This is a genomic window from Curtobacterium sp. MCLR17_054 (genome assembly GCF_003234335.2).
Lineage (GTDB): Bacteria > Actinomycetota > Actinomycetes > Actinomycetales > Microbacteriaceae > Curtobacterium > Curtobacterium flaccumfaciens.
The window spans coordinates 3,034,057-3,058,339 of the sequence record NZ_CP126263.1 but is presented as its reverse complement, the minus strand read 5'-3'; the positions used below and the strand labels follow the sequence as shown (position 1 = coordinate 3,058,339).

Sequence of the window (24,283 nt, the reverse complement as noted above, 5' to 3'; positions counted from 1 at the left end):
CGTGGCTCCGCGCACTGACGGACGGCCGCCGGTCGCGTGGTGGCTCCCGCTGCCCGCGGTGCTCGGCGGGCTGTTCGTCGTCGTGCCGGTGCTCGCGATGCTCGGCCGGGTGGACTGGTCGTCGTTCGTCGGGCTCGTGACCTCCACCGCGTCACTGACCGCACTCGGGCTCAGCCTCGGCACGGCGCTCGCGGCCACGGGCGTCGCGTTCGTCCTCGGGTACCCGCTCGCCGTGCTGTTCGCGCGGTCACGGTCGCGCTGGGTCGGCGTCGCACGTGCCGTCGTGCTCCTGCCGCTCGTGCTGCCGCCGGTGGTCGGCGGCCTCGCGCTGCTCGCGGCCTTCGGCCGGCTCGGGGTGGTCGGGGCGTTCCTCGACGACCACGGCCTGCACATCGCGTTCACCACGACGGCGGTCGTCATCGCGCAGACCTTCGTCGCGATGCCGTTCCTGGTGTCCTCGGTCGAGGGGGCGCTCCGCGTCGAGGGCGACCGCTACGAGCGGGTCGCCGCGACCCTGGGTGCCGGGCCGACCCGGACGTTCCTGACCGTCACGACGCCGCGGGTCCTGCCCGGGATCGTGTCCGGGCTCGTCCTCTGCTTCGCCCGGGCCCTCGGCGAGTTCGGGGCCACCCTGACCTTCGCCGGCAGCCTGCAGGGGGTCACCCGGACCCTGCCGCTCGAGGTCTACCTGCAGCGCGAGGTCGACCCGGACACCGCGGTGGCACTGGCGGTCGTGCTCGTCGTGGTGGCCGTCGTCGTCATCGGGGCCTCGTCGTTCCGCACCCGGGGAGCCCTGGCGTGACGGCCGAGGGTGCGGTGTGCGTCCGGGCGCACGTCGTCGTCGGGTCGCGGGACGTCGACGTCGCGATCGAGGTCCGCGCGGGGGAGTGCCTGGCCGTCATCGGGCCGAACGGTGCGGGCAAGTCGACGGTGCTCGAGGCCCTGGCCGGGCTGCTGCCGATCGACGCGGGCCGGATCGAACTCGACGGGGTGCAGGTCTCGAGCCCGCGGCACACCCTGCCCGCACACCGTCGCCGGATCGGACTCGTCGCGCAGCGGTCCGACCTGTTCCCGTTCCTCGACGTCGTCGGGAACGTCGCCTTCGGGCCCCGTGCGGCCGGAGCCGGTCGCGCCGCGGCCCGGCAGCTCGCCCGCGACGCGCTCGACGCCGTCGGGGTCGCCGACCTGGCCACCCGCGACCCACGCACGCTCTCCGGCGGACAGGCGCAGCGTGTCGCGATCGCCCGCGCGCTCGCCACCGACCCGGCGGTGCTGCTGCTCGACGAACCGACCTCGGCGCTCGACGTCGGTGCGCAGGACGAGGTCCGCGCGGCACTCCGGACCGCCGTCGCCGGCCGTCCCGCGGTGCTCGTCACCCACGACCCGGTCGAGGTCGTCGCCCTGGCCGACCGCGTCGTCGTGCTCGAGGGTGGCCGGGTGGTCGAGCAGGGCACCCCCGCTGCCGTCCTCGGTCGTCCGACGAGTGCGTTCGCCGCGGCGTTCTCCGGGCTCGCGCTGGTGCACGGGACCGCCACCGGGGGTGGGATCGCGATCGACGGCGGGGGTGAGCTGGCGTCGGGGACGCATGCCGTGCCTCCCGGCCGGCCCGCCCTGGCCGCCTTCCACCCGACGGCCGCCGTGCTGACGCGGGACGGTGCCGGGGCCGCGCGCACCGTCTCGTCGCTCGAACCGCGCGACGGACTGGTGCGGGTGCGGGCCGGTGACCTGGTGGCGGACCTGACGCTCGCGCGGCTGACCGCGCTCGGGATCGCCCCCGGCGACGCGGTGCGCATCGACGTCCCCGCGGCCGAGGTGGCGGTCTACGCGCCCCGTGGTTGAGACAATGGTCCGATGACCTCCTGGTTCCCCAAGGTGTGGCCCGTGGCCACGCCGATCCTGGCGGCCGTCGTGCTCGCGTTCTCGTACGGCCGCTACGGGCTCGGCACCGCCGTGGTGGTCGTCGTCGCGGTCGTGCTCGCGGTCACGGTGCTCGCAGCCGTCCACCACGCCGAGGTCGTCGCGCACCGCGTGGGGGAACCCTTCGGCTCGCTCGTGCTGGCCGTCGCCGTGACGATCATCGAGGTCGCGCTCATCATCTCGCTGTCGAGCTCGGGCGGTGCGCAGGCCGAGACCCTGGCGCGCGACACGGTGTTCTCGGCGGTGATGATCACGATGAACGGACTGGTCGGCCTCGCGATCCTGATCGGCACCCTGCGGCACAACACCGTGCGCTTCAACCAGGAGGGCGCCAGCGCCGCGACCATGACGGTGGCCGCGCTCGCCGTGCTGACCCTGGTGCTGCCGACCTTCACCACCGGCACCGACGACGCGTCCTTCACAGGGACGCAGCTCGTGTTCGTCGCGATCGCGTCACTGGTGCTCTACGGGCTGTTCGTCGTCACGCAGACCGTGGCGCACCGCGACTTCTTCCTGCCGGTCAACCGTGCCGGCGGGGTGCTCGTCGAGTCCGAGGACGCCCACGCCGCACGCCCGTCCGGTCGCACCACGATGGTGTCGCTCGGGCTGCTCGTGGTCGCGCTCGTCGCCGTGGTCGGGCTGGCCAAGGTGGAGTCGCCCGCGATCGAGGCCGGGGTCGCCGCCGTCGGGTTCCCGCCGTCGTTCGTCGGTGTCGTGATCGCGCTGCTCATCCTGCTGCCGGAGGGCATCGCGGCGTCGAAGGCCGCCGCACGGAACCGGATCCAGACGAGCCTGAACCTGGCGATGGGGTCCGCGATGGCGTCGATCGGTCTGACGATCCCGTCGATCGCGGTCGCGTCGCTGTTCATGCCGGGGACGCTGCTGCTCGGGCTCGGGCCGTCGCAGATCGTGTTGCTCGCGCTGACGATCGTCGCGGCGGTGCTCACCGTGCTGCCCGGTCGTGCCACGCGGCTGCAGGGTGGGGTGCACCTGGTGATCTTCGCCGCGTTCATCGTGCTGTCCGTCTCGCCGTAGGGCGGGGTGGGGGCGGGCTGGTTCGGCGCGGGCGGGGTCGGGGTCGGGGTCGGGCTGGGCGCGGGGCTGGCCGCGCCAGGTCGTTCCGGGCGTACCTGGTCGAATCGGGCGTACCTGGTCGAATCGGGCGTACCTGGTCGGAAGTTCGCACCAGGTATGCCCGAAAACGGCAGGTATCGCGGGTGTTCTGGGAGGGAACGGGCGTACCGCTCAGCCGCCGAACTCAGCCGCCGAACTCAGCCCCCGGCGAAGGGCGGCATGACGTCGACGACCTCGACCCCGTCGAGCGAGGTCGCCCGGTCGCGCGTGGTCACACCGTCGACCAGGTACGAGCAGCGCTCCTGCAGCGCACTCCATCGCGCAGCGTCCACGACGTCGATCGCGCCGAGGGCGGCCTCGATGGTGGGGCCCGACGTGGTCAGCGAGTCGACACCCACGGCAGCCCGGGCAGCGGCGAAGAACCGGATCGTGGTCATGCCTCAGCCACCGATCGCACTCATGCCGCGCGTCGGGTGCACGAGCTCGTCGCTGTCGTCACCGTGGTCGCGCGGCTTCGCCCACATCGCGAGCCGCCAGAGCTCGGCGACCTCGTCGTCGTCCGCCCCGGAGCGCATCGGCCCGAGCACGTCGGTCTCCTCGTCGGAGAACAGGCAGCTGCGCACGTGCCCGTCGGCGGTCAGCCGCGTGCGGGTGCAGTCCGCGCAGAACGACTCGGTGATGCTCGCGATGATCCCGACGGTGCCGAGGGGCTCGCCGGTGACGACGTCGTGCACGCGGTACCGCTCGGCCGGGGCGCCGTCGCGCGGGGCGTCGTCCGGCGTGAGCACGAACGACGTCGCCAGCAGCGCGCGGGTCTCGGCGGCGGTGATCATCTCGGTGCGGTCCCAGGCGTGGTCGGGGTCGAGGGGCATCTGCTCGATGAACCGCAGCTCGTAGCCACGCTCCAGGCACCAGCGGAGGAGTTCCGGGGCTGCCTCGTCGTTGATGCCGCGCAGCAGCACCGCGTTCACCTTGATGTCGAGTCCGGCGTCGTGCGCGGCCGACAGCCCGGCGATCACCTTGTCGAGGAACGGGCGGCGGGTCACGGTGGTGAAGACGTCGGGGTCGACGGTGTCGAGCGACACGTTCACGCGCCGCAGCCCGGCGTCGTACAGGCCCTGGGCGCGGTGCGCGAGGCCGATCGCGTTCGTGGTGAGCGACAGCTCCGGGGCGTCGGGCAGCGCGGCGCACCGGGCGATCACGTCGACCAGGTCGTGCCGGAGCATCGGCTCCCCGCCGGTGAACCGGACCTTGCGGACGCCGAACCGCGACGAGCCGATCCGGACCAGCCGCTCGATCTCGGTCGCCGTCATCAGGGCCTCGTCGGGGGCGAACGGCAGCCCGGCCGCGGGCATGCAGTACGTGCAGCGGAGGTTGCAGCGCTCGGTCAGCGACACCCGCAGGTCGACGGCGCGACGCCCGAAGCGGTCGACGAGCCCGGCGGGAGCCGGGTCCACGGAGCCGGTCGTGCCGAGCAGGATCGCGGGTGCCATGGTCGTCAGCGTACGTGTTCCACGCGCCGGAACGTCAGCCGCTCCCACCACCGTCGCCACTCCGACCGCTCCGTGCGCAGGAGCGTGACGACCACGATGACCGCCACGGCCGCGAGCAACCACCACCGGTAGGCGTCCGCCGACGGCCACACCCCGCGCAGGGCGATGGCGAGGCCGATCGACAACCACTCCCACCGCCCGGACAGCACCACGAACGGGATGAGCAGCAGCGCGTACCAGGGGTAGCGCGGCGTCACGGCGAGGAACGTCACGCCGATCATCAGGACCTCGCCGGACCACGGCCGCGCCGGGTCGGACAACCGCCACGCCATGAACGCCGCCAGCAACACCAGGAGCCCCACCACCAGGGTCGCCGCGTCGCCCTTGACCACGAGCGACACCAGCGCGAACCGGGAGCCGTCCTCGTAGCCCTCCTCGTTCAGGTAGCCGGGCAGGTACCCGAGCACGTCGAGCCCGGTCGTCAGCACGTAGGGCACGTAGAGCAGCCCGAACACGGCGATGCCGATGGGGATCGCCCACCACGCCCGACCGCGGCCGAGCAACGGCGGGTACACGATCGCCGGGATGAGCTTCGTCGCGGTCGCGGCCCCGAGCGCGATCCCGCCCCAGATCGGCCGGCCGAACGCGACGAGCACGACACCGGCCGTGGCGAGTGCGGCGCCGACGACGTCGACGTGCGAGTTGGTGACCGCCTCGGACGCGACGAGCGGCGACCAGGCCCAGAGCGCCGCCCACCAGGTCGGACGGCCGATCCGGCGGAGCACCAGGACGAGCCCGACGGTCACACCGAGCGACACGAGCAGCCCGGCGACCTGGAACGGCAGGTACTGCGCGGTCGCCGGCACGAAGAACCGCACCGCTGCGAACCACAGCTGCGCCATCGGCGGGTAGATCGTCGTGACGTCCGGCCGGTTGATCGCGGTGCAGTGCCCGTCCGCGCCGTCGCCGAGCCCGCGGAACCGGGGCTTCAGCGGATCGCACGTGCCGTCCACCTTGTCGGGGAACAACCAGTCGGGTCGGAGACCGGACAGTGCCGCGGACTGGGGGGTGTGCGCGTACGGTGAGACACCGGCATGCTGGACGATGCCGTCCCACGCGTACCGAGCGGAGTCGGTGCTCGTGTTCGGCGGGCCGACCAGCGCGGCGATGCCGATCACCACCGCTCCGCCGATGACCATGGTGGTCATCCACCGGACGGGCACGAAACGCACCGCGAGCACGGCGATCACGAAGACGGTCCAAGCGATCAGCGTCCACGCAACGAATGCAGAACGATGGCCCGATCGGAGGAACCCCAGATGCGTGACGCCGACGGCGATGACGCCCGACAGGGCGAGTACTCCCACGACGGCCAGCACCGTGCCGATCCGCGCGGCGGTGCCGTCGGCCAGGGACGGTCGGAGGGCACGCAGTCGGTCGCTCATGGTCCGTCGAGGCTATCCGGCCTCCAGCGCCTGCTGCACGACGGACGAGCAGCTCTGGCGTCCCCCAACCGCAACGCCCGCTCGGCCGTGGTGCTCGGGCGCCTGCTCGGCATCGCGTTCCTGGTCTGCTTCGGCACCGGGATCTACAGCCACCTGCTGCAGGAACCGCTCGGCTGGATGCGGTTCCCGACCCGTCCGACGCAGCTGTACCAGTTCACGCAGGGCCTGCACATCACGACCGGGATCGCGATCATCCCGCTGCTGCTCGCCAAGCTCAACACCGTCATGCCCGCCCTGGTGCAGGTGCCGCCGGTGCGCGGCGTGCTGCACCTGCTCGAGCGGCTGTCGATCGCGGTGCTCGTGTCCGCGTCGATCATCCAGGTCGTCACCGGCCTGCTCAACACGTACCAGTGGTACCCGTGGCCGTTCCCGTTCCGCCAGGTGCACAACGCCCTGGCCTACGTGATCATCGGCTCGCTGGCCATCCACATCGCCGCCAAGCTGCCGGTCATCGCCCGCTACTGGCGGAAGCGCGACTCCTACGACGTGGACGGCCGGTTCATCGCGGACCCCGCGTCCGGCAGTGAACTGCTTCCTCCTGGCCTGGAGGCCCGTGGTGCGTCCGCCCCGAGCGCTGCGGTCGCCGAGACCGCCGGGTCCACCGCCCCCGGCCTGCTGGGCCGCGTGTTCCGCTGGATCGACGGCGTCGACGCCGCCCCCGGCGGCGCCGAGCCCCGTCCCACCGGACCCGACACGGCCCCGGAGGCCCGCGCGGTGTCCGAGGAGCCGAGTCCCGCCCAGCCGACGGCCGACGTGCCGGAGGCGAGCCGGGCCTCCAGGCCGACGCCGGAAGCAGCCACCGGACGACGCCAGCGCATCGCCCGACGCGGGTTCTTCGCCGGCGTGACGGCGGCGACCGTCGGTGTCGTCGCGCTCACGGCGGGGCAGTCCTCGAAGCTCGCGGAACCGTTCAACGTGTTCGGCGCCCGCGGTCGCGGCATCGGCGCGAACGGGCTGCCGGTCAACCGGACCGCGCGGGCAGCCGGCGTCCTCGCGACCGCGACCGCCGCCGACTGGACGCTCACCGTCGTCGGCCACGACGTGAGCCGGACGTTCGTCCGGGCGGAACTCGTCGCGCTCGGCACCGCGCAGGTCGACCTGCCGATCTCGTGCGTCGAGGGGTGGAGTCAGATGGCGACCTGGAAGGGCGTGCGGATGCGCGACCTGCTCGACGCCGTGCAGGCGCCGCAGGGGTCGCACGTGCGCGTGACGAGCCTGGAGCGGCACGGCGGCTACCGGATCATGGACATGGGACCGGAGTACGCCGAGGACCCGACGACGCTCGTCGCCCTCGAGCTGAACGGTGCGACGCTCGACCTGGACCACGGGTTCCCGGCGCGGATCATCGCTCCGGGACGGCCCGGTGTGCTGCAGACCAAGTGGATCGAGAAGATCGAGGTGCTCCGGTGAAGGCCGCGCGGATCGTGCTCGTGGTGATCGGTGTGCTGGTCATCGCGTTCGGGGCGTACGTGCTCGTGACGTCCGTCAAGCCGAACCGCATCGGCGGGCTCGGGGTCTGGCTGCTCGCGGCGGTGGTGCTGCACGACGCGGTCCTGTCGCCGTTCGTGGTCGGTGCCGGGCTGCTGCTGCGTCGGGCCGGACGCTCGCTACGGGCCTGGGTGCTCGTCGTCGTGCAGGCGGCGATCGTGCTCGGCAGCGTGCTCGCCCTGGTGGTCCTGCCGGAGATCGCTGCCAAGGACCACGGGCAGAAGAACCCCACCGTGCTGCCGTTCGACTACGGCACGCGGCTGCTGCTCGTCGAGGGGGCGCTGCTCGTCGTCGTGGTGGTCGTGCTCGTCATCGGGGTGGTGCGGTCGCGTCGCGCTGGCGGTTCGTCGGGTTCGGCGGGTTCGTCCGGTTCGTCCGGTTCGTCCGCGGTGCGCACCACTGGTTAAAGAGACAACCTTTCGGTATGATCAGGTCATGACCGACGAGACCCCGTGGCTCACCCGCGAGCAGCTGCGCGCGTGGATGAAGCTCGTCGCGGTCATGGAACTCCTGCCGGCCGCGCTCGACCAGCAGCTGCAGCGTGACGCCGACCTGACGCACTTCGACTACATGGTCATCGCGATGCTCTCCGAGACCGACACCCGGACCCTGCGGATGTCGGCGCTCGCCTCGGCCACGAACGCCTCGTTGCCGCGGCTGTCGCACGTGGTGTCCCGCCTCGAGAAGCGCGGGCTCGTGACCCGGTGCCCGTCGACCTCCGACCGTCGAGCAACCGACGTCCGGCTGACCGACGCCGGGTGCGCCACCATCGTCGACGCTGCCCCGGACCACGTCCGCACCGCCCGCCGGGTCGTCATCGACGCGCTCTCCGACGAGCAGGTCGCGCAGCTCGACGGCATCGCGGCGTCGCTCCTGACGCGGCTCGACCCCGAGGGGCGGTTCGCGGCGCTGACCTACCCGCGCGAGGACGACGACACCGCGATCTGCGAGCAGCGGCTGACGGGTGCGGCGACGGACTGAGGCCGCCTGGCCTCCGCGTCCCTGCAATAGGCTCGCCGCATGACCGACCCCGCCGCGCCGTCCGACACGTACTCCTACCTCGGACCCGCCGGCACCTTCACCGAGGCGGCCCTCAAGCTCGTCGAGGCCGCCGCCGGCAAGCCCTGGCGGAGCGTCAACAACGTCGGTGAGGCCCTGGACGACGTCATGTCCGGCCGGTCGATCGGGGCCGTCATCGCGATCGAGAACAGCGTCGACGGCGGAGTCAGCGCCACGCAGGACGCCCTGGCCCGGATCCCCGGCGTGCGGATCGTGGGGGAGTACCTGGTCCCCGTCGACTTCGTGCTCGTCGCCCGGCCCGGCACGACGCTGGCCGACGTCCGCACCGTGAACGCGCACCCGGTCGCCTACGCCCAGACCCACAACTGGCTCGAGGCGAACCTGCCCGGCCACGGCCACATCCCGGCGTCGTCGAACGTCGCAGCGGCCCTCGCCCTGCTCGAGGCGAACCCCACGGCCGACGCCGCCGTCGCGCCGCCCGGCATCACGGACCACCACGACGTCGCCGTGCTCGCGTCGTCCATCGGCGACAACGCCTCGGCGGTCACCCGATTCGTGCTCGTGTCGAAGACCCTGGCGCTGCCCGAGCCGACCGGCGCCGACAAGACCAGCGTCATCGTCGAGCTGCCCGCCGACCACCCCGGCGCCCTGGTCGACATGCTCGAACAGTTCGCGACCCGGGGAATCAACATGGGGCTGCTGTCGTCACGCCCGATCGGTGACGAGCTCGGCCGCTACCGGTTCGTCATCGACCTCGACGGGCACGTGCGCGACGAGCGGGTCGCGGACGCGCTGCTCGGGCTGCGTCGGTTCAGCCCGCGCGTGACGTTCCTCGGGTCGTACCCGCGTGCAGACGGTGCCCGCCCCGAGGTGCCCGCGCGCTACTCGGACGCCGCGTTCGTCGAGGCGCGGGACTGGTTGCGCGCGATCGTGTCGGGCGAGCCCGGGGCGCGGTAGCGGCGGAACTACCCCGGGTCAGGGCACCTGGCGCGAGCCGTGGCGGTCGTCCGCCGGGTCGGGCACGCGCACGGAGAGCCCCATCGGGTCGATGCGCGAACGGAAGGCGATGACCTCGCCCACCGGGTCGCCGTCGATCTCGAACTCGTCGGGCCGCTCGAGCCGCGCCGTGAACTCCTGCCCGCGCAGGTAGCGCAGGGGTCGTTCCTCGCGCGACTTCGAGACGATCTTCTTGCCGACGGCGGTCTTGCCCAGGTTCGACCGACGGAACGCCCGCAGGATCCCGTTCTCCCAGAACACCCGGGCACCGATCCGCACCCAGCCGAAGAACCCGCGAGGACGCATCACGGCGATGTCGAACACGCCGTCGTCGATCTCGGCGTCGGGCAGCAGGATCGCGCCGGCCTGCAGCATGCCGCAGTTGCCGACGATGAGCGAGTGCGCTCGGAGCGAGTGGTTGCCGTCGTCGTCGAGCTGGTAGCGGAACTCGAACGCGTTGGCGTCGCGCACCGAACGGAACAGCGAGTCGACGTAGGCGAGCCAGCCGACCTTCTTCTTCAGCTCGGGGCGGGTGTTCACGAGCATCCGGGCGTCGAGCCCGAGGCCCGCCATCACCAGGAAGCCGAAGCGTTCGCGCTCGCCGCCGGGGCGCTCGACCTTGAGCATGCCGAAGTCGATCTTGCGGTCGTCGCCGTGGAAGATCGTCCGGACGCTCGCGGCCAGGTCGTCGAGGGGGAGCTTCATGTTGCGCGCGAGCAGGTTGCCGGTGCCGCTCGGCAGCAGCGCCAGGGTCGAACCGGACTCGTGCACGACCTCGGCGACCGCACGGACCGTGCCGTCACCGCCGGCCGCCGCGACGACGTCGGCACCGGCCTCGATCGCCGCGCGGGCCATGCCGCCGCCCGGGTCTTCTTCTGAGGTCTCGAACCACAGGGTCTCGGCCCAGCCGGCCTGCTGCTGGTGTTCCTGCACCGTGCGCTTGAGGGTCGGCAGGTGGACCTTGACCGGGTTGTAGACCACCGCGGCCGTCCGCTGCTCGGTGGGGAGGGCGTCCTGGTCCGCGGGCGCGGTCTCCGAAGGGGTCGACATACGTCCACGCTACCGATCGAGGCTGCGTGCGGTTGCCCCGTCTAGGATGGGGCGGTGATCGATCCACAGCTGCTTCGCGACAACCCGGACGTCATCAAGGCTTCACAGCAGGCGCGTGGTGCCTCCGTGGCCGTCGTCGACGAAGCCGTCGCCGCCGATTCCGCCCGCCGCAGTGCGATCACCTCGTTCGAGTCGCTCCGCGCCGAGCAGAACGCGTTCGGCAAGACCGTCGCCAAGGCCCCGAAGGACGAGAAGGCCGCGCTCGTGCAGCAGGCCCAGGCCCTCGCCGCGAAGGTGAAGGAGGCGCAGGCCACCGTCACCGCGGCCGAGGACACCTTCAACACCGTCGTCCGCGGCATCCCGAACGTCGTGCTCCCCGGGGTGCCCGAGGGCGGCGAGGACGACTTCGTCACGCTCCGCACCGTCGGCACCAAGCCCGAGTTCGACTTCGAGCCGAAGGACCACGCCGACCTCGGCGAGCACCTCGGCATCATCGACATCCCGCGCGGCGTGAAGGTCTCCGGCTCGCGCTTCTACTTCCTGCGGGGCATGGGCGCCCGGCTCGAGATCGCGCTGATGTCGCTCGGCCTCGACCGTGCGATCGCCGCCGGCTTCGAGCCGCTCATCACCCCGACGCTCGTCCGGCCCGAGACGATGGCCGGCACCGGGTTCCTCGGTGAGCACGCGGCCGAGGTCTACCGGCTCGAAGCCGACGACCTGTACCTGACCGGGACGAGCGAGGTCGCCCTCGCCGGGTTCCACGCCGACGAGATCCTGCCGCTCGAGGAAGGACAGGCCCACCGCTACGCCGGCTGGTCGACCTGCTACCGGCGCGAGGCCGGTTCGGCGGGCAAGGACAACCGCGGCATCCTCCGCGTGCACCAGTTCAACAAGCTCGAGATGTTCGCCTACGTCCACCCGGACCAGGCCGAGGCCGAGCACGAGCGCCTCGTCGGGTACCAGGAGCAGATGCTGCAGGACCTCGGGCTGCACTACCGCGTGATCGACGTCGCCGGCGGTGACCTCGGCACGAGCGCCGCGAAGAAGTACGACATCGAGGCCTGGGTCCCGACGCAGGGCACGTTCCGCGAGCTCACCTCGACGTCGAACTGCACGACGTACCAGGCCCGCCGCCTCGACATCCGCTACCGCACCGAGAGCGGCAAGACCGCCCCGGTCGCCACCCTGAACGGCACCCTCGCCACCACCCGCTGGATCGTCGCGATCCTCGAGACGCACCAGCAGGCCGACGGTTCCGTCGTCGTGCCGGAGGTCCTGCGCCCCTACCTCGGTGGCGTCGAGGTGATCGAGCCCCGATGAGCACCCAGGGACGGTTCGTGGACGGCACCGAGCAGGGCGCGGGCACCGACGCGCCCGCCCGCACCAAGCGCTGGCTGGTCGCGCTCGACATCGACGGCACCACCATGCGTGAGGACGGTGTCATCACCGAGGCCGTCGTGGCGGCAGTCCGTGACGCCGAGGCCGCCGGGCACGAGGTCATGCTCTCGACCGGCCGCAGCGAGGGCATGACCGTGCCCCTGCTCGAGACCCTCGGCATCCGGCCGAAGTACCTGGTCTGCGCGAACGGTGCGCTCATCCTGGCCCGCCGCGCCGACGGCTCCTACGTGCGCGAACACGTCGAGCGGTTCGACCCGTCCGAGGTGCTGCAGACCATCCACGGCGCGCTCGAGAACGCCGCGTTCGGCGTCGAGGACGAGACCGGTCACTTCCTGCTGTCCGGCAACTTCCCCGACGACACGATGACCGTCGAGGGTGAGCACGTGCCGTTCGAGCAGCTGCTCGGCGTCGAGGCCACCCGCGTCGTCGTCATCTCGCCCGGCCACGACACCGAGGACTTCCTGCAGATCGTCGAGCAGATGGGCCTGCACAAGGTCTCGTACTCGGTCGGCTGGACGTCGTGGCTCGACATCGCTCCGGAGGGCGTGACGAAGGCCACCGCGATGGAGCGCGTCCGCGAGTGGCTCGACATCCCGCGTTCCCGCGTCTTCGCCGCGGGCGACGGCCGCAACGACATCGACATGCTCCGCTGGGCCTCGACCTCCGGTCGCGGCGTCGTCATGGGCCAGGCCCCCGACGACGTCGTCGACGCCGGCAACGAGCTCACCGGCGGCATCACCGACGACGGCCTGGCAGCGGCGCTCGACTCCCTGCCCCGTTAGTCCGCGCTCGCGCGCACCCCTGCCTGGAGGCCCGGGTAGACTTCCCGGGACGCGATCACGTCTCGCCACGTGGTCGCGTCACTGGAGGGTTGTCCGAGCGGCCGATGGAGCCTGTCTTGAAAACAGGTGGGCAGAGATGTCTCGTGGGTTCGAATCCCACACCCTCCGCGATGGACACACGGTTGCGCCCACTCCGCCTCGACGACGCGGCCGTCCTGGCTGCGGTCATCACCGAGAACGCCGACCACCTGCGACCGTGGGAACCGGCGCGAGCGCCGTCGTACTACACGGAGTCCGGCCAGCGGGACGTCATCACGCAGGCCCTCGCCACGCAGCGCGCCGGCAACGCGGTGCCGTTCGTCATCGAGTCGACCGACGGGGAACTCCTCGGCCGGATCACGCTGAGCGGCGTCGTCCGCGGCGCCCTGCAGTCGTGCGCGATGGGGTACTGGATCCGCGCCGACCGCACGCGCCAGGGTCATGCGTCCCGCGCTGTCCGCGCGGCAGCCGATCACGCGTTCGACGTGCTCCGTCTGCACCGCGTGCAGGCTGAGACCCTGCCCGAGAACGTCGGCTCGCAGCGCGCGCTCGAGTCGGCGGGCTTCACCCGGTACGGCTTCGCGCCGGAGTACATCAAGATCCACGGCGTCTGGCGCGACCACGTCATGTTCCAGCTCCTCGCGCCGACGCCGACGCCGACGCCGACCCCGACCCCGTGATCGAGGTCGTCGAGTACCGGTCGTCCTGGCCCGAGCGGTTCCGGCAGCTGCACGACGCGTACGCCGCCGCGCTCGACGACGCCGACGTGCCGTTCCGGAGCATCGAGCACGTGGGCAGCACATCCGTGCCCGGCTTGGCAGCGAAGCCCGTGCTCGATGTCGACATCGTGGTGGACGCTGCCGACGTCCCGGCTGCAGTGGCGGCGATGGCGACGATCGGCTTCGAGCCGCGCGGTGAACTGGGCGTCCCGGACAGGCAGGCGTTCCGGGCTCCGGAGCGCTTCGCCCCGACGAACACCTACGTCGTCACGACCGGGTCGCTCGCGCTGCGGAACCACCTGGCCGTCCGCGACGTGCTGCGTGCCGACCCGGTGCTGCGCGACGAGTACGCCGCCGTGAAACGCCGGGCAGCCACCGAGGCCGAGGACATCGACGACTACATCGAGCGGAAGAGCGAGGTGCTGGGCCGGATCCTGCGCGCCGGCGGCTTGACCGACGACGAGCGCGCCGCCATCACCGCCACGAACCGTCGGATCACCGACCGCGGCGCGGGTGGCTGACGCGATCGGGGCGGGTGACGGTTCTGGTTCAGGAACCCGGGTGTTCGTGAACCAGAACCGTCACCGTCCCGACGAGAACCGGCCTCAGGCGCTGGCGAGCATCGGGTAGAGCGCGGTGAGCGGGGCGCTCAGACCGGCACGGACGTCACGGCTGACCTGGTCGGCGAGGACCTCGTGCTCGCCGGCCTCGACCGCGTCCCAGATCGACCGGACGATGTCGGCGGGGTCGGACTTCTCGACGTCGAGGTCGGCGATCATGCCGGTGTCGGTGTAGCCGAGGTGGGCGCCGACGACCTGGGTGCCCTGGGGTGCGAGCTCGAGACGCAGGGAGTTCGTGATCGACCAGAACGCGGCCTTCGACGCCGAGTACGCGCCGGCGAGGGCGACCCAGCTCAGGGCGGAGTGCACGTCGATCAGCGCACCGTTGGCGATCGAGGGGGCGAAGGCCTTGGCGACGCGGAGTGCACCGAAGACGTTGGTGGCGAAGATGCGCTCGACCTCTTCGACGGAGACGTCGACGAGCGGGTCGGAGCCGGCGATCCCGGCGTTGTTCACGACGACGGTCACGTCGGCTGCGGTGCGGGCCGCGGCGTCGACGCTCTCCTGGCTCGTGACGTCGAGGGCGAGCGGGACGATGCGCTCGTCGTCCCAGGTGCGCGGGTTGCGGGCGGTCGCGTAGACCTTGGTGGCGCCACGCTCCAGGGCCTGGCGGACGAACTCGGCGCCGAGGCCGCCGTTCGCTCCGGTGACGAGGACGACGGCGTTGGTGAGGTCGGTCATGAGTGCTCCAGACAAGAGAAGTTGAGTACGGAAACCGAACCTAGCACGTTGTGTCCGGAAATCGAACCCAGCTAGGATGAAGACATGCTCGGCATCCTCGGCGGCGACGAGCGCTGCCCCATCGCACGCTCCCTCGACGTCCTCGGCGAGAAGTGGACGCTCATGATCGTCCGCGACGCCGTCGGTGGCTCGACCCGCTTCAGCCAGTTCCAGCAGAGCCTCGGCATCCCGCGCGAGGTCCTGACCGCACGCCTGGCCTCACTCGTCGACGGGGGAGTGCTCGAGCGCACGACCTACAAGCCCGAGGGCGCCCGTGCCCGCGAGGAGTACGTCCTGACCGATGCCGGCCGCGACCTGTCGCTCGTGCTGCTCGCCCTCGGCGGCTGGGCCGACCGGCACCGCCCGTCCGAGCGAGCGTCGGACCTGCGCTTCGTCGACGCCGAGACCGGCGAGGCGGTCGAAGCTGCCGCCGTGACCGTGGATGCGCAGCAGCGCATCCCGACCGCACGCCTCCGCGCCGTCATGGAGCCGGTGTCCTGAACGCGACCGGCTGACGGACAGGAGGCCCGTGGCGGCCCCGCCCCGCGCCTCCAGACTGTCGGTGGGTGCGTCAGCGACGCACGTCGCACCCGCAACTCGCGCCGAGGACCAACTCGGCGGGGACCAGGTCGCGGTGCCACTGGTTGTCGGCATCGAGGCCGAGCACACGGTCGACCGCGGCGACCGCCATCGTCTCGATCGGCTGCCGGACCGTGGTGAGCTGCGGGTTCGTGTAGTCCGCCTCGGCCGCGCCGTCGAACGACACGATCGCGACGTCCTCGGGGACGCGCAGACCGAGTTCCCACAGTGCGCGCATCACGCCGATCGCCTGCATGTCGGAGCTGACGAAGACGGCTCGGGGGCCGGTCTCGTCGGCGAACATGCGGAGGCCGGCTTCGTAGCCTCCGCGCCGGGTGAAGTCGGTGCGGACGATGGGGCCGTCGGGCAGGCCGGCCTGGCGGAGGGCCCGCATCCAGCCCTGCTCGCGGAGCTCCATCGAGCCGGTGTGCCCCATCACGAGGCCGATCGAGCGGTAGCCGTGCTCGACCAGGTGCTGCGTGCCGTCGAGAGCGCCACGCAGGGCGTCGACACCGATGCTGGCGTACTCGGGGACCTCGAAGAACGTGTTGAGCAGGACCATCGGCAGGCCGGGGTCGGTGACGGTCGACAGGTCCGGGTGGGTCAGGATGCTCGTCACGATGATGCCGTCGACCTGGCGCGCGGACAGGCTGCGGAGCCGCTCGCGCTCCTGGGCGGCGTCACCGTCGCTGTTGGCGAGCAGGACGTCGTAGCCGCGTGCGGCGGCGGCGTGGGTGACGGCGACGGCGAGCTCGGACCAGAACGGGTTGTCGAGTTCGGGCACGATCAGGCCGAGCATCTTCGACGAGCCGGTGCGCAGGGCCTGGGCGCTCGCGTTCGGGCGGTAGCCGAGGACGCGGATGGCCTCGCGCACCCGGGCGGCGGTGGCGGCGGCCACGGGACGCGGTCCGTCGTGCACGACGTAGCTGACGACGGAGGTGCTGACCCCGGCGTAGCGGGCGACGTCCGCACGGGTGACCGCCCTGGGGTTCGTCGGGACGGTCACGGGTGCCACCTTCGTCGGGTCCGGGAGCGTCGTTCGGGTGCCGGCCCACGACGGACCGGCACCCGAACGACACGTGTTACTCGGACGCGATCGTAGCCGACGACGTGCTGCCTGCTGACGTCGGTGCGCTCGCCGTCGCAGCGCTCGTCGTCTCGGGGGCGTCACCGAAGTCCGGCACGTCGAGGCGGGCGCCGCCCTGCAGCGCGGACTGGTGGGCGATGATGCCCGGCAGGGTGAAGCGCGCGGCGGTCCAGGCGTTCACCGGCGGCAGGGTCCGGTCGACGACGGCACGGACGAAGTCGTCGGCGAGGAACTGGTGGCTGCCCTCGTGCCCGGTCGGCACGCCGTCGTACTCGGCGGGCAGGCGGTCGGTGTCGTGCACCTCGGCGTAGCCGGAGACGAACGCGTCGCGCAGGGACGGGTCGACGTCGGCCAGGCGCGGGTCGTCGAGGGACATCGTCGCCTGCGTGTCGATCTTGTCGCTGATGTCGTACGAGTCCTCCTTGTCCTGCCAGACGCTGGTCTTCGCGAGCTGCTCGAAGCTGGCCTCGGTGCCGAAGTAGCGGAAGCGCGACTCACGGATGTGCGACGGGTAGCCGACACGACGCATCTCGTTGATGCGCATGACCCCGCCGTTGTCGAGCTCGAACAGGGCGGTGGCGTTCGAGAAGTCGTTGTCGAACTGGCTGACGTCCTTGTCGAAGACGCCGTCGCCGCGGTCGTCCTTCACGCCGATGCAGCTGACGCTGACCGCGTGCCCGGGGATCGCGCCGAGGACCCCACCGACCGAGTGCGTCGGGTAGAGCATGGGCGGGTAGCTGGCGCTGTGCTTCCACTCGTCGCCGCCGCTGTACTGGTACGCGGCGTAGAAGCCGAGGTCCATGTCGTGCACGTAGTCGCCCTCGGCGTAGAACACCCGGCCGAAGGCGCCGGCGGCGACCTGCTTGCGGGCGAACACCGTCGCGGGGTTGTAGTAGCTCGTCTCGCCCATCATGTAGGTCAGGCCGGTCTCGCGGACCGCCTGGATGATGTCGCGGATCTCGTCGACCGAGATCGCCATCGGCACGGCGGAGTACACGTGCTTGCCGGCGCGCAGGGCCTTGACCACGAGCGGGCCGTGGGTCCAGCGCTGCGTGAAGATCGCGACGGCGTCGACGTCCGAGGCGAGGACGGCGTCGAAGTCCGGGAACGTGCCGTCGAGGTGCTGTGTCTCGACGAGTTCGGACGCGCGCTCGCCGACGAGGTCCGTGACGTAGACCCGGTCAACGTCGGGGTGGAGCTTGAACAGCTTGGCGAACTGGGGGGCGAACTGGCCCGCGCCGACCATTCCGACAGAGATCATCAGTGACCTTTCCAAGGTGTGGGATGCGTCGCCGAGCGGGTCGCTCCGATGCGATCGAGCGCCATCCTGACACACGCTGTCTACACGTGACAACCCCTGTCGACGGCCCGAAAAGAGCCTCTTGCCAGCAGTGGTCCCCACGTGTAGATTCCCGGCTCACGGACTGCTGCACGTCAGTCCACCGCAGACGAAGGAGTCGCGATGGCAACCGAGAGCCCTGTGTCGTCACCCTTGACGACCGCCAGCACGAGACGGAGGAGTCGGTCCGCCGACCTCGCCCGTGCCCGCACCACCGCACCACGGCGCCGCCCCAGGAACGACCTGTGGCTCGCGCTCGTCTTCATCGCCCCGGCAGCCGTCGGGTTCGCGGTGTTCCTCGCCTGGCCGACCGTGCGGGGCATCTACCTGAGCTTCACGTCGTACAACCTGCTCACCGAGCCCGAGTTCACCGGCCTGCAGAACTACGCCCGCCTGGTGCAGGACTCGATCTTCTGGCACTCGATGGTGGTGACCGTCGAGTACGTGCTCATCAACATCGTCATCCAGACCGTCGTCGCGCTGTTCATCGCCGTGATGATGCACCGCCTGACCAAGTCGACCTTCGTGCGCGGCATCGTGCTCGCGCCGTACCTGGTGTCGAACGTCGTCGCCGCCCTCGTCTGGCTCTGGATCCTCGACACCCAGCTCGGCATCGGCAACGAGATGCTCGCCGCACTCGGGCTCGACCGCATCCCGTTCCTGCAGAGCGACGTCTGGGGCATCCCCTCGATCGCGCTCATCAACGTCTGGCGGCACGTCGGCTACACCGCACTGCTCATCTTCGCCGGCCTGCAGTCGCTGCCCGAGACCGTGTACGAGGCCGGACGCATCGACGGTGCGAGCGAGTGGAAGATGTTCTGGCGCATCACGGTGCCGCTGCTCCGCCCGATCCTGTCCCTGGTGCTGATCATCACCGTGATCGGGTCGTTCCAGGTGTTCGACACCGTCGCCGTCACCACGCAGGGCGGCCCCGCGAACGCCACGAACGTCGTGCAGAACTACATCTACAACCTGGCGTTCGGCCGGTTCCAGTTCGGCTACGCGTCCGCGGTCTCGGTCGCGCTCCTCATCGTCCTCAGCATCATCACGATCATCCAGTACCGCCTCACCCGCTCGGGTGAGTCCGACCTGGACTGAACGGAAGCGCCATGACCACGACACTCACCCGTTCCGTCACCACGTCCCGCCCGCCGCGGATGGGCGCCGGCCACCGTCGTCGCCCGTCGCTCGGCCGGGTGCTCGCCTGGGTCGCGATGATCCTCGTCATCGTCGTCACCCTGTTCCCGTTCTACTGGATCCTGCGCACCGCGCTGTCGTCGAACACCGCGATCAACTCCGACCCCACCTCGCTGCTGCCCGTCGGGTTCAGCCTGGGCGGGTTCGAGCGGGTCTTCGGCCTGCAGTCCACCGAAGAGGCGTTGGCGCAGGGCGGCTCCGGCGCCGCGCTGAACTTCTGGCGGTACCTGCTCAACTCGATCCTGGTGTCGACGCTCGTCACGGTCGGCCAGGTGTTCTTCTCGGCAGCGGCTGCCTACGCCTTCGCCCGGCTGCGCTGGCCCGGTCGCGACAAGGTGTTCGGGGTGTTCCTGGCCGGGCTGATGGTCCCCGCGATCTTCACGCTGCTGCCGAACTTCACGCTCATCAAGCAGCTCGGGCTCGTCGACAACCTGCTCGGCATCGCCCTGCCGACGATGTTCATGACCCCGTTCGCGGTGTTCTTCCTGCGGCAGTTCTTCCTCGGCATCTCGAAGGAGGTCGAAGAGGCGGCGCTCATCGACGGCGCCGGCAAGGTCCGAGTGTTCTTCCGGCTCGTCATCCCGATGGCCGCGGCCCCGATCGCCACCCTCGCCGTGCTGACGTACATCACGAGCTGGAACGACTACTTCTGGCCGCTCATGGTGTCGTACACCGACAGCTCGCGGGTGCTGACCGTCGCGCTCGGCGTCTTCAAGTCGCAGACCCCGCAGTCCGGCACCGACTGGGCCGGGCTCATGGCCGCGACCCTGGTGGCGGCGCTCCCGATGATCCTGCTGTTCGGCGTCTTCGCCAAGCGGATCGTCAACTCCATCGGCTTCTCCGGGATCAAGTGACCCGGCTGTCGGACAGGACGAACACCATGACGAACCAACTGACCCGCCGCACGCTCTTCGCCGGCGGCGCCTCCGCCCTGGCCCTCGGCGCGCTCGCCGCCTGCTCGTCGCCCGGTCGCCGCACGACGAACCGATCGGGTGCGCGCACCGTGAGCTACTGGCTCTGGGACGCCAACCAGCAGCCCGCGTACCAGGCCGTCGCCGACGCGTTCCACCGCGCGAACCCGGACATCACCGTGAAGATCACCCAGCTCGGGTGGAACGACTACTGGACCAAGCTCACCGCGGGCTTCATCGCCGGCACCGCGCCCGACGTCTTCACCGACCACCTGACGAAGTTCCCGCAGTACGCCGACCTCGACGTGCTCTACAAGCTCGACGAACTCGACGCCACGAAGGGCATCCGGGACGACGACTACCAGTCCGGGCTCGCCGAACTGTGGAAGGGCCAGGACGGCCACCGCTACGGCTCGCCGAAGGACTGGGACACCGTCGCGATGTTCTACGACCGGAAGGCGATGGCGAAGGCCGGGGTCTCCGCCGAGGAACTCGGGTCGCTCGAGTGGAACCCGGAGGACGGCGGCACGTTCGAACGGATGCTCGCGCGGCTGACCGTCGACTCGAAGGGCCGACGCGGCGACGAGGACGGCTTCGACAAGGACGACGTCGCCGTCTACGGGATCTCGTCGAACGGCTCGGGCGGTGACGGCTTCGGCCAGACCCAGTGGTCACCGTTCACCGGATCGGTCGACTGGTTCTACACGAACGAGAACCCGTGGGGCGACAAGTTCCGCTACGACGAGCGGGTCGTGCAAGACACCCTCGCCTGGTACTACCGGCTGGCCGAGAAGGGCTACATGGCGAAGTACGGGGTGTTCTCCACCACGACCGGGCCCGAGGTCCAGCTCGGCGCGGGCAAGTGCGCGCTGTCGTTCAACGGCTCGTGGATGATCGGTTCGTACCTCGGCATGGAGGACCTCGACGTCGCGGTCGCCCCGACCCCGATCGGCCCGTCGGGTCACCGTGCGTCGATGTTCAACGGGCTCGGCGACTCGATCACGAAGCAGGCGAAGGACCCCGAGGCCGCGGCGAAGTGGGTGGCGTTCCTGGGCAGCGACGAGGCGCAGCGGATCGTCGGTGAGAGCGGGATCGTGTTCCCCGCCCGTCCCGCGGGCACCGAGGCTGCCGTGGCGTCGTTCCGGAAGCGCGGGCTCGACGTCTCGGCGTTCACCCGGCAGGTCGAGGAGGACACCACGTTCCTGTTCCCGGTCACGAAGAACCCCGCCGACGTGCAGGCCCTGCTGCAGCCCGCCTTCGACGACGTCTACGCGAACGGCAAGCCGATCTCGACGCTGACCGGGGTCAACGAACAGGTCAACAACCTGCTCGCCCTCACCTGATCGAAACCCGAAACCCGAAACCCGAAACCCGACACCCCGCCCGTCGTCCGCATGCCGCACCGTCCGGTGCGGTGTGCGGACGACGCGTTGACCGTGCCGCCGACCACGACCCAGACTGCAGGGGATGACTTCCCTCACCTCCCTCGTCTACATGTCCGTCGCCGTCGACGACCTGACCGACGACCAGCTGGTCGCCATGCTGCGTGAGGCGCGGCTCCGCAACCACGCGCTCGGCGTCTCCGGGCTCCTGCTCGCCAAGGGCGGCCGTTTCATGCAGGTGCTCGAGGGTCCGGTCTGGAGCGTCGAGGACCGCTTCGCCGCGATCGAGCGCGACCCGCGGCACACCGGCGTGAAGTCGTTGTCGCGTGAGTCCATCAGCACGCGTCGGTTCGACGGCTGGGCGATGGCGTTCGGCAGCCCGACCGGGGACGAGCTCCGTGACGAGCCCGGGTTCAGTACCTTCCTCAGCGACCGCACCGGTCTGCCGACCGGGGTGGCGGGCACGCCCGCCGACTGGCTGCTCCGCTGGTTCCGTGGGCGCGACCTGCAGGACCTGCCCGAGGAGCGCATCACGCTCGGCCGGCACGCGGCCTGAGCCGCACCACCCCTCGGACTGCCGGCACGCGGCCTGTGCCGCACCACCCCTCGGACTGGAGGGACGGTGCGGGCCCGCCCCGTACCTCCAGACTGTGAGACTGGTCCCGTGGAACGACGTGAGCAGATCCTGGTGGCCGCGGCGGAGGAGTTCGACCGCGTCGGCTTCGCCGGCGCGACGATCGCGGGCATCGCCCGCGCGGCGGGCGTCTCGCAGGGCACCCTGCACTTCCACTTCCCGACGAAGCTCGCCCTGGCGCTCGGCGTCATCGGCGAGCAGAACGCCCGCACCTTCGACGTCGTCAGCCACACCGACAGCTCGCCGGTCGCCGCGCTGATCGGGGCGTCGCACGGCATCGCCGACCTGCTCCGGACCGACCCGATCGTGCGGGCGGGGATCCGGCTGTCGCTGGAGCGCGGCGAGTTCCAGACCGCGACGCTGAGCTTCTACGAGCAGTGGATCGGCGGGATCGTCGACGTGTTCCGGTTGGCGGTCGCCAGCGGGGAACTCCGGACGGACCTGACCGCGGAGCATCTCGGGTCGACGGTGGTGCCCTACTTCACGGGCGTGCAGCTCGTGTCCGACGTCCGGACGCGGCGCACCGACCTGATGCCGGCCGTGGCGACGATGTGGCGCGTGGTGATCGCGGCGACGGCAGACCCGAAGCACCGCGACCGGCTGCTCGGCGTCGTCGAGGACGAGTTCACCGAACGCTGATCCGGCGACGGGGTCCTGGGTCGGCTCAGAGGTCGTGCAGCTCGCGGTCGCGGAACCACTTCAGCAGCCAGGCCGCACTGGTCCGGTCGAACGAGCGCGGGAAGTCCATCGTGCCGGACAGGAAGGGACTGAAGCCCGCTTCGGACCGGATGTCCGAGTCGTCGAGCGCGCGGTAGGCCATCGACCAGCCGTCGAACCGTCGGCGCTCGATGTCCTCGCGCACGAGTGACTTCACCTCACCGTGACGGCGGTCCTTCGCGATCACGTCGTACCGGTCTTGCACGCTCCACGCCGGCCCCTCGAGCAGCTGCATGAACCGGCCGCCCTTGGCGAGCAGGAGCCCGGAGACCCCGAGCGCTTCGTTGCGCAGCCGGGACTCCGCGAGCAGCACCGCCATGGCCTGGTCGTCGAAGGGGACGACGGCACGGCTCATGTAGACGATGGAGACGAGCACTCCTCCATCCTGCTGGGTGGAAGGCCGCTGCGCGAAGCGGATGTCCGCAACGCGCCTCACGGATCGGCGCTGCGGATCAGCCCTGCGGCAGCTCGTGCGCGGTGACGTCCTCGTTGCGCCTCTTCCGCCAGGGTCGTGCCGGGGTGTTCGGGCCGTCCCACACCAGGATCGCGCCCCAGGCGGCGGCGATCAGCGGCACCGAGATGATCGCGCCGGTGATGCCGGCGAGGACGGTGCCGGCGGTCAGCCCGATCAGGATGACGAGGCCGTGCAGCTTGAGGGTGCGCCCCATCAGGACGGGCTGCAGCAGGTTGCCCTCGAGCTGGTTCACCAGCACCACGATGCCGATCACGATGAGCGCCTTGACCGGGCCGAGGGCCACGAGCGCGACGAGGGCGGCGAGGATGCCGGCGGCGGTGGCACCGACGATCGGGATGAACGCGGTGATGAAGACGATGACGGCCAGCGGCAGGGCGAGGGGCACGCCGACGATGGCGATTCCGACTCCGATGCCGATCGCGTCGACCGCCGCGACCGTGGCGGTGCCGCGGACGTACCCGCCGAGGGTCGAGACGACCCGGTCGCCGACGCGACGTGCTCGGGCGTAGCGCTCGCCGGTGAAGGGGCGGAGCAGGAACTCCCAGATGCTCGGGCCGTCCTTCAGGAAGAAGAACAGGACGACGATCATCAGCACGAGCCCGGTCAGGAAGTTCGCGGTGGCCGAGGCACCAGCGAGGGCACCGGAGCCGAACTGCGCGCTCGTGACGAAGTCGGACGCCGACGCGACCGCGTCGTCGATCTGCTTGTCGGAGATCGAGAACGGCAGGTTCTTCGCGAACTCCTGCAGTTGCTGGAACCCGTCGACTGCCGACTTCTGCAGCTGCGCCCACTGGTTCTCGACGGCGACGACGATGAGCCAGCCGATCAGCCCCAGGATCGCGAGGACGCCGATGAGCACCGCGAGGGTGGCCAGCACGGACGGCACCCGGTGCTTGCGGAGCCACGACACCACCGGGTGCATGGCCGACGCGATGATGAGCGCGAGGAGCACCGGGATCGTGACGACGCTCAGGATGTTGCTCGCCCAGACGACGCCGGCGACGACCACCACGACGATGATGAGCTGCAGGCACCGGGTCGCGAAGTGCCCGGCGGAGTCGGACCACGCGGCCTGGACCCTGGACGGAGCGGCTGGGGTGGTCGGGCGCGGAGCGTCGCGGAAGAACGGCATGCCGGAGAC

The 24,283-nt window shown here is 70.9% G+C and carries 26 protein-coding genes and 1 tRNA gene; 18 read left to right on the top strand and 9 right to left on the bottom strand.

Features of this window, described 5'->3' with window-relative positions:
* The first annotated feature begins 1 nt into the window (after position 1).
* Genes DEJ08_RS14465 through DEJ08_RS14455 form a run of 3 tightly spaced genes read left to right on the top strand, consistent with a single transcriptional unit; the run spans position 2 to position 2,952 of the window.
* The gene (locus tag DEJ08_RS14465) at positions 2-802 is read left to right on the top strand and encodes an ABC transporter permease (protein ID WP_111034049.1); all 801 of its coding nucleotides are present in this window, start codon (positions 2-4) and stop codon (positions 800-802) included.
* Positions 799-1,839 carry an ABC transporter ATP-binding protein gene (locus tag DEJ08_RS14460; protein WP_258367190.1) on the top strand — a complete coding sequence of 347 codons (1,041 nt, stop codon included), beginning with the start codon at positions 799-801 and terminating at the stop codon, positions 1,837-1,839. Before DEJ08_RS14465 ends, DEJ08_RS14460 begins: the two co-directional genes overlap by 4 nt.
* A gap of 12 nt (positions 1,840-1,851) precedes the next feature.
* On the top strand, positions 1,852-2,952 hold the full coding sequence (locus DEJ08_RS14455; protein WP_017888287.1) for a calcium:cation antiporter: 1,101 nt from the start codon (positions 1,852-1,854) through the stop codon (positions 2,950-2,952).
* A 236-nt stretch (positions 2,953-3,188) separates the two neighbouring features.
* Here DEJ08_RS14455 and DEJ08_RS14450 read toward each other — a convergent pair whose 3' ends face one another.
* From DEJ08_RS14450 to DEJ08_RS14440, 3 genes are read right to left on the bottom strand one after another with little or no spacing between them, the layout of a single operon-like run.
* Positions 3,189-3,428: a MoaD/ThiS family protein gene (locus DEJ08_RS14450; RefSeq protein ID WP_111055413.1), complete on the bottom strand. Its 240-nt coding sequence runs from the start codon at positions 3,426-3,428 to the stop codon at positions 3,189-3,191.
* 3 nt (positions 3,429-3,431) lie between these two features.
* Positions 3,432-4,484 (bottom strand): GTP 3',8-cyclase MoaA, encoded by a 1,053-nt coding sequence (gene moaA, locus DEJ08_RS14445; protein WP_111055412.1) that lies wholly within the window; start codon positions 4,482-4,484, stop codon positions 3,432-3,434.
* 5 nt (positions 4,485-4,489) lie between these two features.
* Complete coding sequence (locus DEJ08_RS14440; RefSeq protein WP_111055411.1) at positions 4,490-5,929, bottom strand: glycosyltransferase 87 family protein; 1,440 nt, start codon at positions 5,927-5,929, stop codon at positions 4,490-4,492.
* 87 nt (positions 5,930-6,016) lie between these two features.
* Here DEJ08_RS14440 and DEJ08_RS14435 point away from each other — a divergent pair, with 87 nt between their 5' ends.
* Genes DEJ08_RS14435 through pheA form a run of 4 tightly spaced genes read left to right on the top strand, consistent with a single transcriptional unit; the run spans position 6,017 to position 9,454 of the window.
* Positions 6,017-7,399 (top strand): molybdopterin-dependent oxidoreductase, encoded by a 1,383-nt coding sequence (locus DEJ08_RS14435; RefSeq protein WP_111055410.1) that lies wholly within the window; start codon positions 6,017-6,019, stop codon positions 7,397-7,399.
* A complete protein-coding gene (locus DEJ08_RS14430; protein ID WP_181438070.1) occupies positions 7,396-7,884 on the top strand; it encodes a hypothetical protein in 489 nt (162 codons plus the stop codon). The genes DEJ08_RS14435 and DEJ08_RS14430 overlap by 4 nt, the downstream gene beginning before the upstream one ends.
* A gap of 28 nt (positions 7,885-7,912) precedes the next feature.
* Complete coding sequence (locus DEJ08_RS14425) at positions 7,913-8,458, top strand: MarR family winged helix-turn-helix transcriptional regulator (RefSeq protein ID WP_111055409.1); 546 nt, start codon at positions 7,913-7,915, stop codon at positions 8,456-8,458.
* Positions 8,459-8,497: 39 nt separating this feature from the next.
* The gene (gene pheA, locus DEJ08_RS14420; protein WP_111055408.1) at positions 8,498-9,454 is read left to right on the top strand and encodes a prephenate dehydratase; all 957 of its coding nucleotides are present in this window, start codon (positions 8,498-8,500) and stop codon (positions 9,452-9,454) included.
* An 18-nt stretch (positions 9,455-9,472) separates the two neighbouring features.
* On the opposite strand, the gene DEJ08_RS14415 is transcribed toward pheA, so the two are convergent.
* Complete coding sequence (locus DEJ08_RS14415) at positions 9,473-10,543, bottom strand: diacylglycerol/lipid kinase family protein (protein ID WP_084741463.1); 1,071 nt, start codon at positions 10,541-10,543, stop codon at positions 9,473-9,475.
* 54 nt (positions 10,544-10,597) lie between these two features.
* On the opposite strand from DEJ08_RS14415, the gene serS reads away from it, so the two are divergent.
* The 5 genes from serS (at position 10,598) to DEJ08_RS14390 (ending at position 14,002) form a co-directional block, all read left to right on the top strand.
* Positions 10,598-11,863: a serine--tRNA ligase gene (gene serS / locus DEJ08_RS14410; protein WP_111055407.1), complete on the top strand. Its 1,266-nt coding sequence runs from the start codon at positions 10,598-10,600 to the stop codon at positions 11,861-11,863.
* Positions 11,860-12,723 carry an HAD family hydrolase gene (locus DEJ08_RS14405; RefSeq protein WP_084741461.1) on the top strand — a complete coding sequence of 288 codons (864 nt, stop codon included), beginning with the start codon at positions 11,860-11,862 and terminating at the stop codon, positions 12,721-12,723. Before serS ends, DEJ08_RS14405 begins: the two co-directional genes overlap by 4 nt.
* An 83-nt stretch (positions 12,724-12,806) precedes the next feature.
* Positions 12,807-12,891, top strand: a tRNA-Ser gene (locus DEJ08_RS14400).
* Between the two features lie 14 nt (positions 12,892-12,905).
* Positions 12,906-13,442, top strand: coding sequence for a GNAT family N-acetyltransferase (locus DEJ08_RS14395; protein WP_258367264.1), 537 nt, complete (start codon positions 12,906-12,908; stop codon positions 13,440-13,442).
* Positions 13,439-14,002 carry a GrpB family protein gene (locus DEJ08_RS14390; protein ID WP_111055405.1) on the top strand — a complete coding sequence of 188 codons (564 nt, stop codon included), beginning with the start codon at positions 13,439-13,441 and terminating at the stop codon, positions 14,000-14,002. Before DEJ08_RS14395 ends, DEJ08_RS14390 begins: the two co-directional genes overlap by 4 nt.
* A gap of 84 nt (positions 14,003-14,086) precedes the next feature.
* Here DEJ08_RS14390 and DEJ08_RS14385 read toward each other — a convergent pair whose 3' ends face one another.
* Entirely contained in the window at positions 14,087-14,782 is a 696-nt protein-coding gene (locus tag DEJ08_RS14385) for an SDR family oxidoreductase (protein WP_111029862.1), read from the bottom strand.
* Positions 14,783-14,866: 84 nt separating this feature from the next.
* On the opposite strand from DEJ08_RS14385, the gene DEJ08_RS14380 reads away from it, so the two are divergent.
* Positions 14,867-15,322, top strand: a complete 456-nt coding sequence (locus tag DEJ08_RS14380; RefSeq protein ID WP_111029863.1) for a winged helix-turn-helix transcriptional regulator — start codon at positions 14,867-14,869, stop codon at positions 15,320-15,322.
* A gap of 70 nt (positions 15,323-15,392) precedes the next feature.
* Here DEJ08_RS14380 and DEJ08_RS14375 read toward each other — a convergent pair whose 3' ends face one another.
* The gene (locus DEJ08_RS14375; protein WP_258367263.1) at positions 15,393-16,406 is read right to left on the bottom strand and encodes a LacI family DNA-binding transcriptional regulator; all 1,014 of its coding nucleotides are present in this window, start codon (positions 16,404-16,406) and stop codon (positions 15,393-15,395) included.
* 76 nt (positions 16,407-16,482) lie between these two features.
* Complete coding sequence (locus tag DEJ08_RS14370; RefSeq protein ID WP_502869427.1) at positions 16,483-17,748, bottom strand: Gfo/Idh/MocA family protein; 1,266 nt, start codon at positions 17,746-17,748, stop codon at positions 16,483-16,485.
* Positions 17,749-17,949: 201 nt separating this feature from the next.
* Here DEJ08_RS14370 and DEJ08_RS14365 point away from each other — a divergent pair, with 201 nt between their 5' ends.
* From DEJ08_RS14365 to DEJ08_RS14345, 5 genes are all read left to right on the top strand, one after another.
* Complete coding sequence (locus DEJ08_RS14365; RefSeq protein ID WP_228516654.1) at positions 17,950-18,924, top strand: carbohydrate ABC transporter permease; 975 nt, start codon at positions 17,950-17,952, stop codon at positions 18,922-18,924.
* A gap of 11 nt (positions 18,925-18,935) precedes the next feature.
* A complete protein-coding gene (locus DEJ08_RS14360) occupies positions 18,936-19,877 on the top strand; it encodes a carbohydrate ABC transporter permease (protein WP_027466099.1) in 942 nt (313 codons plus the stop codon).
* A 26-nt stretch (positions 19,878-19,903) separates the two neighbouring features.
* Positions 19,904-21,277, top strand: coding sequence for an ABC transporter substrate-binding protein (locus DEJ08_RS14355; RefSeq protein ID WP_220035474.1), 1,374 nt, complete (start codon positions 19,904-19,906; stop codon positions 21,275-21,277).
* Positions 21,278-21,401: 124 nt separating this feature from the next.
* Positions 21,402-21,872 (top strand): BLUF domain-containing protein, encoded by a 471-nt coding sequence (locus DEJ08_RS14350; protein ID WP_051596847.1) that lies wholly within the window; start codon positions 21,402-21,404, stop codon positions 21,870-21,872.
* Between the two features lie 108 nt (positions 21,873-21,980).
* A complete protein-coding gene (locus tag DEJ08_RS14345) occupies positions 21,981-22,589 on the top strand; it encodes a ScbR family autoregulator-binding transcription factor (protein WP_146248553.1) in 609 nt (202 codons plus the stop codon).
* A 25-nt stretch (positions 22,590-22,614) separates the two neighbouring features.
* On the opposite strand, the gene DEJ08_RS14340 is transcribed toward DEJ08_RS14345, so the two are convergent.
* Positions 22,615-23,043, bottom strand: coding sequence for a BLUF domain-containing protein (locus DEJ08_RS14340; protein WP_017888306.1), 429 nt, complete (start codon positions 23,041-23,043; stop codon positions 22,615-22,617).
* A 76-nt stretch (positions 23,044-23,119) separates the two neighbouring features.
* On the bottom strand, positions 23,120-24,274 hold the full coding sequence (locus tag DEJ08_RS14335) for an AI-2E family transporter (RefSeq protein ID WP_111055400.1): 1,155 nt from the start codon (positions 24,272-24,274) through the stop codon (positions 23,120-23,122).
* Positions 24,275-24,283 lie beyond the last annotated feature (9 nt).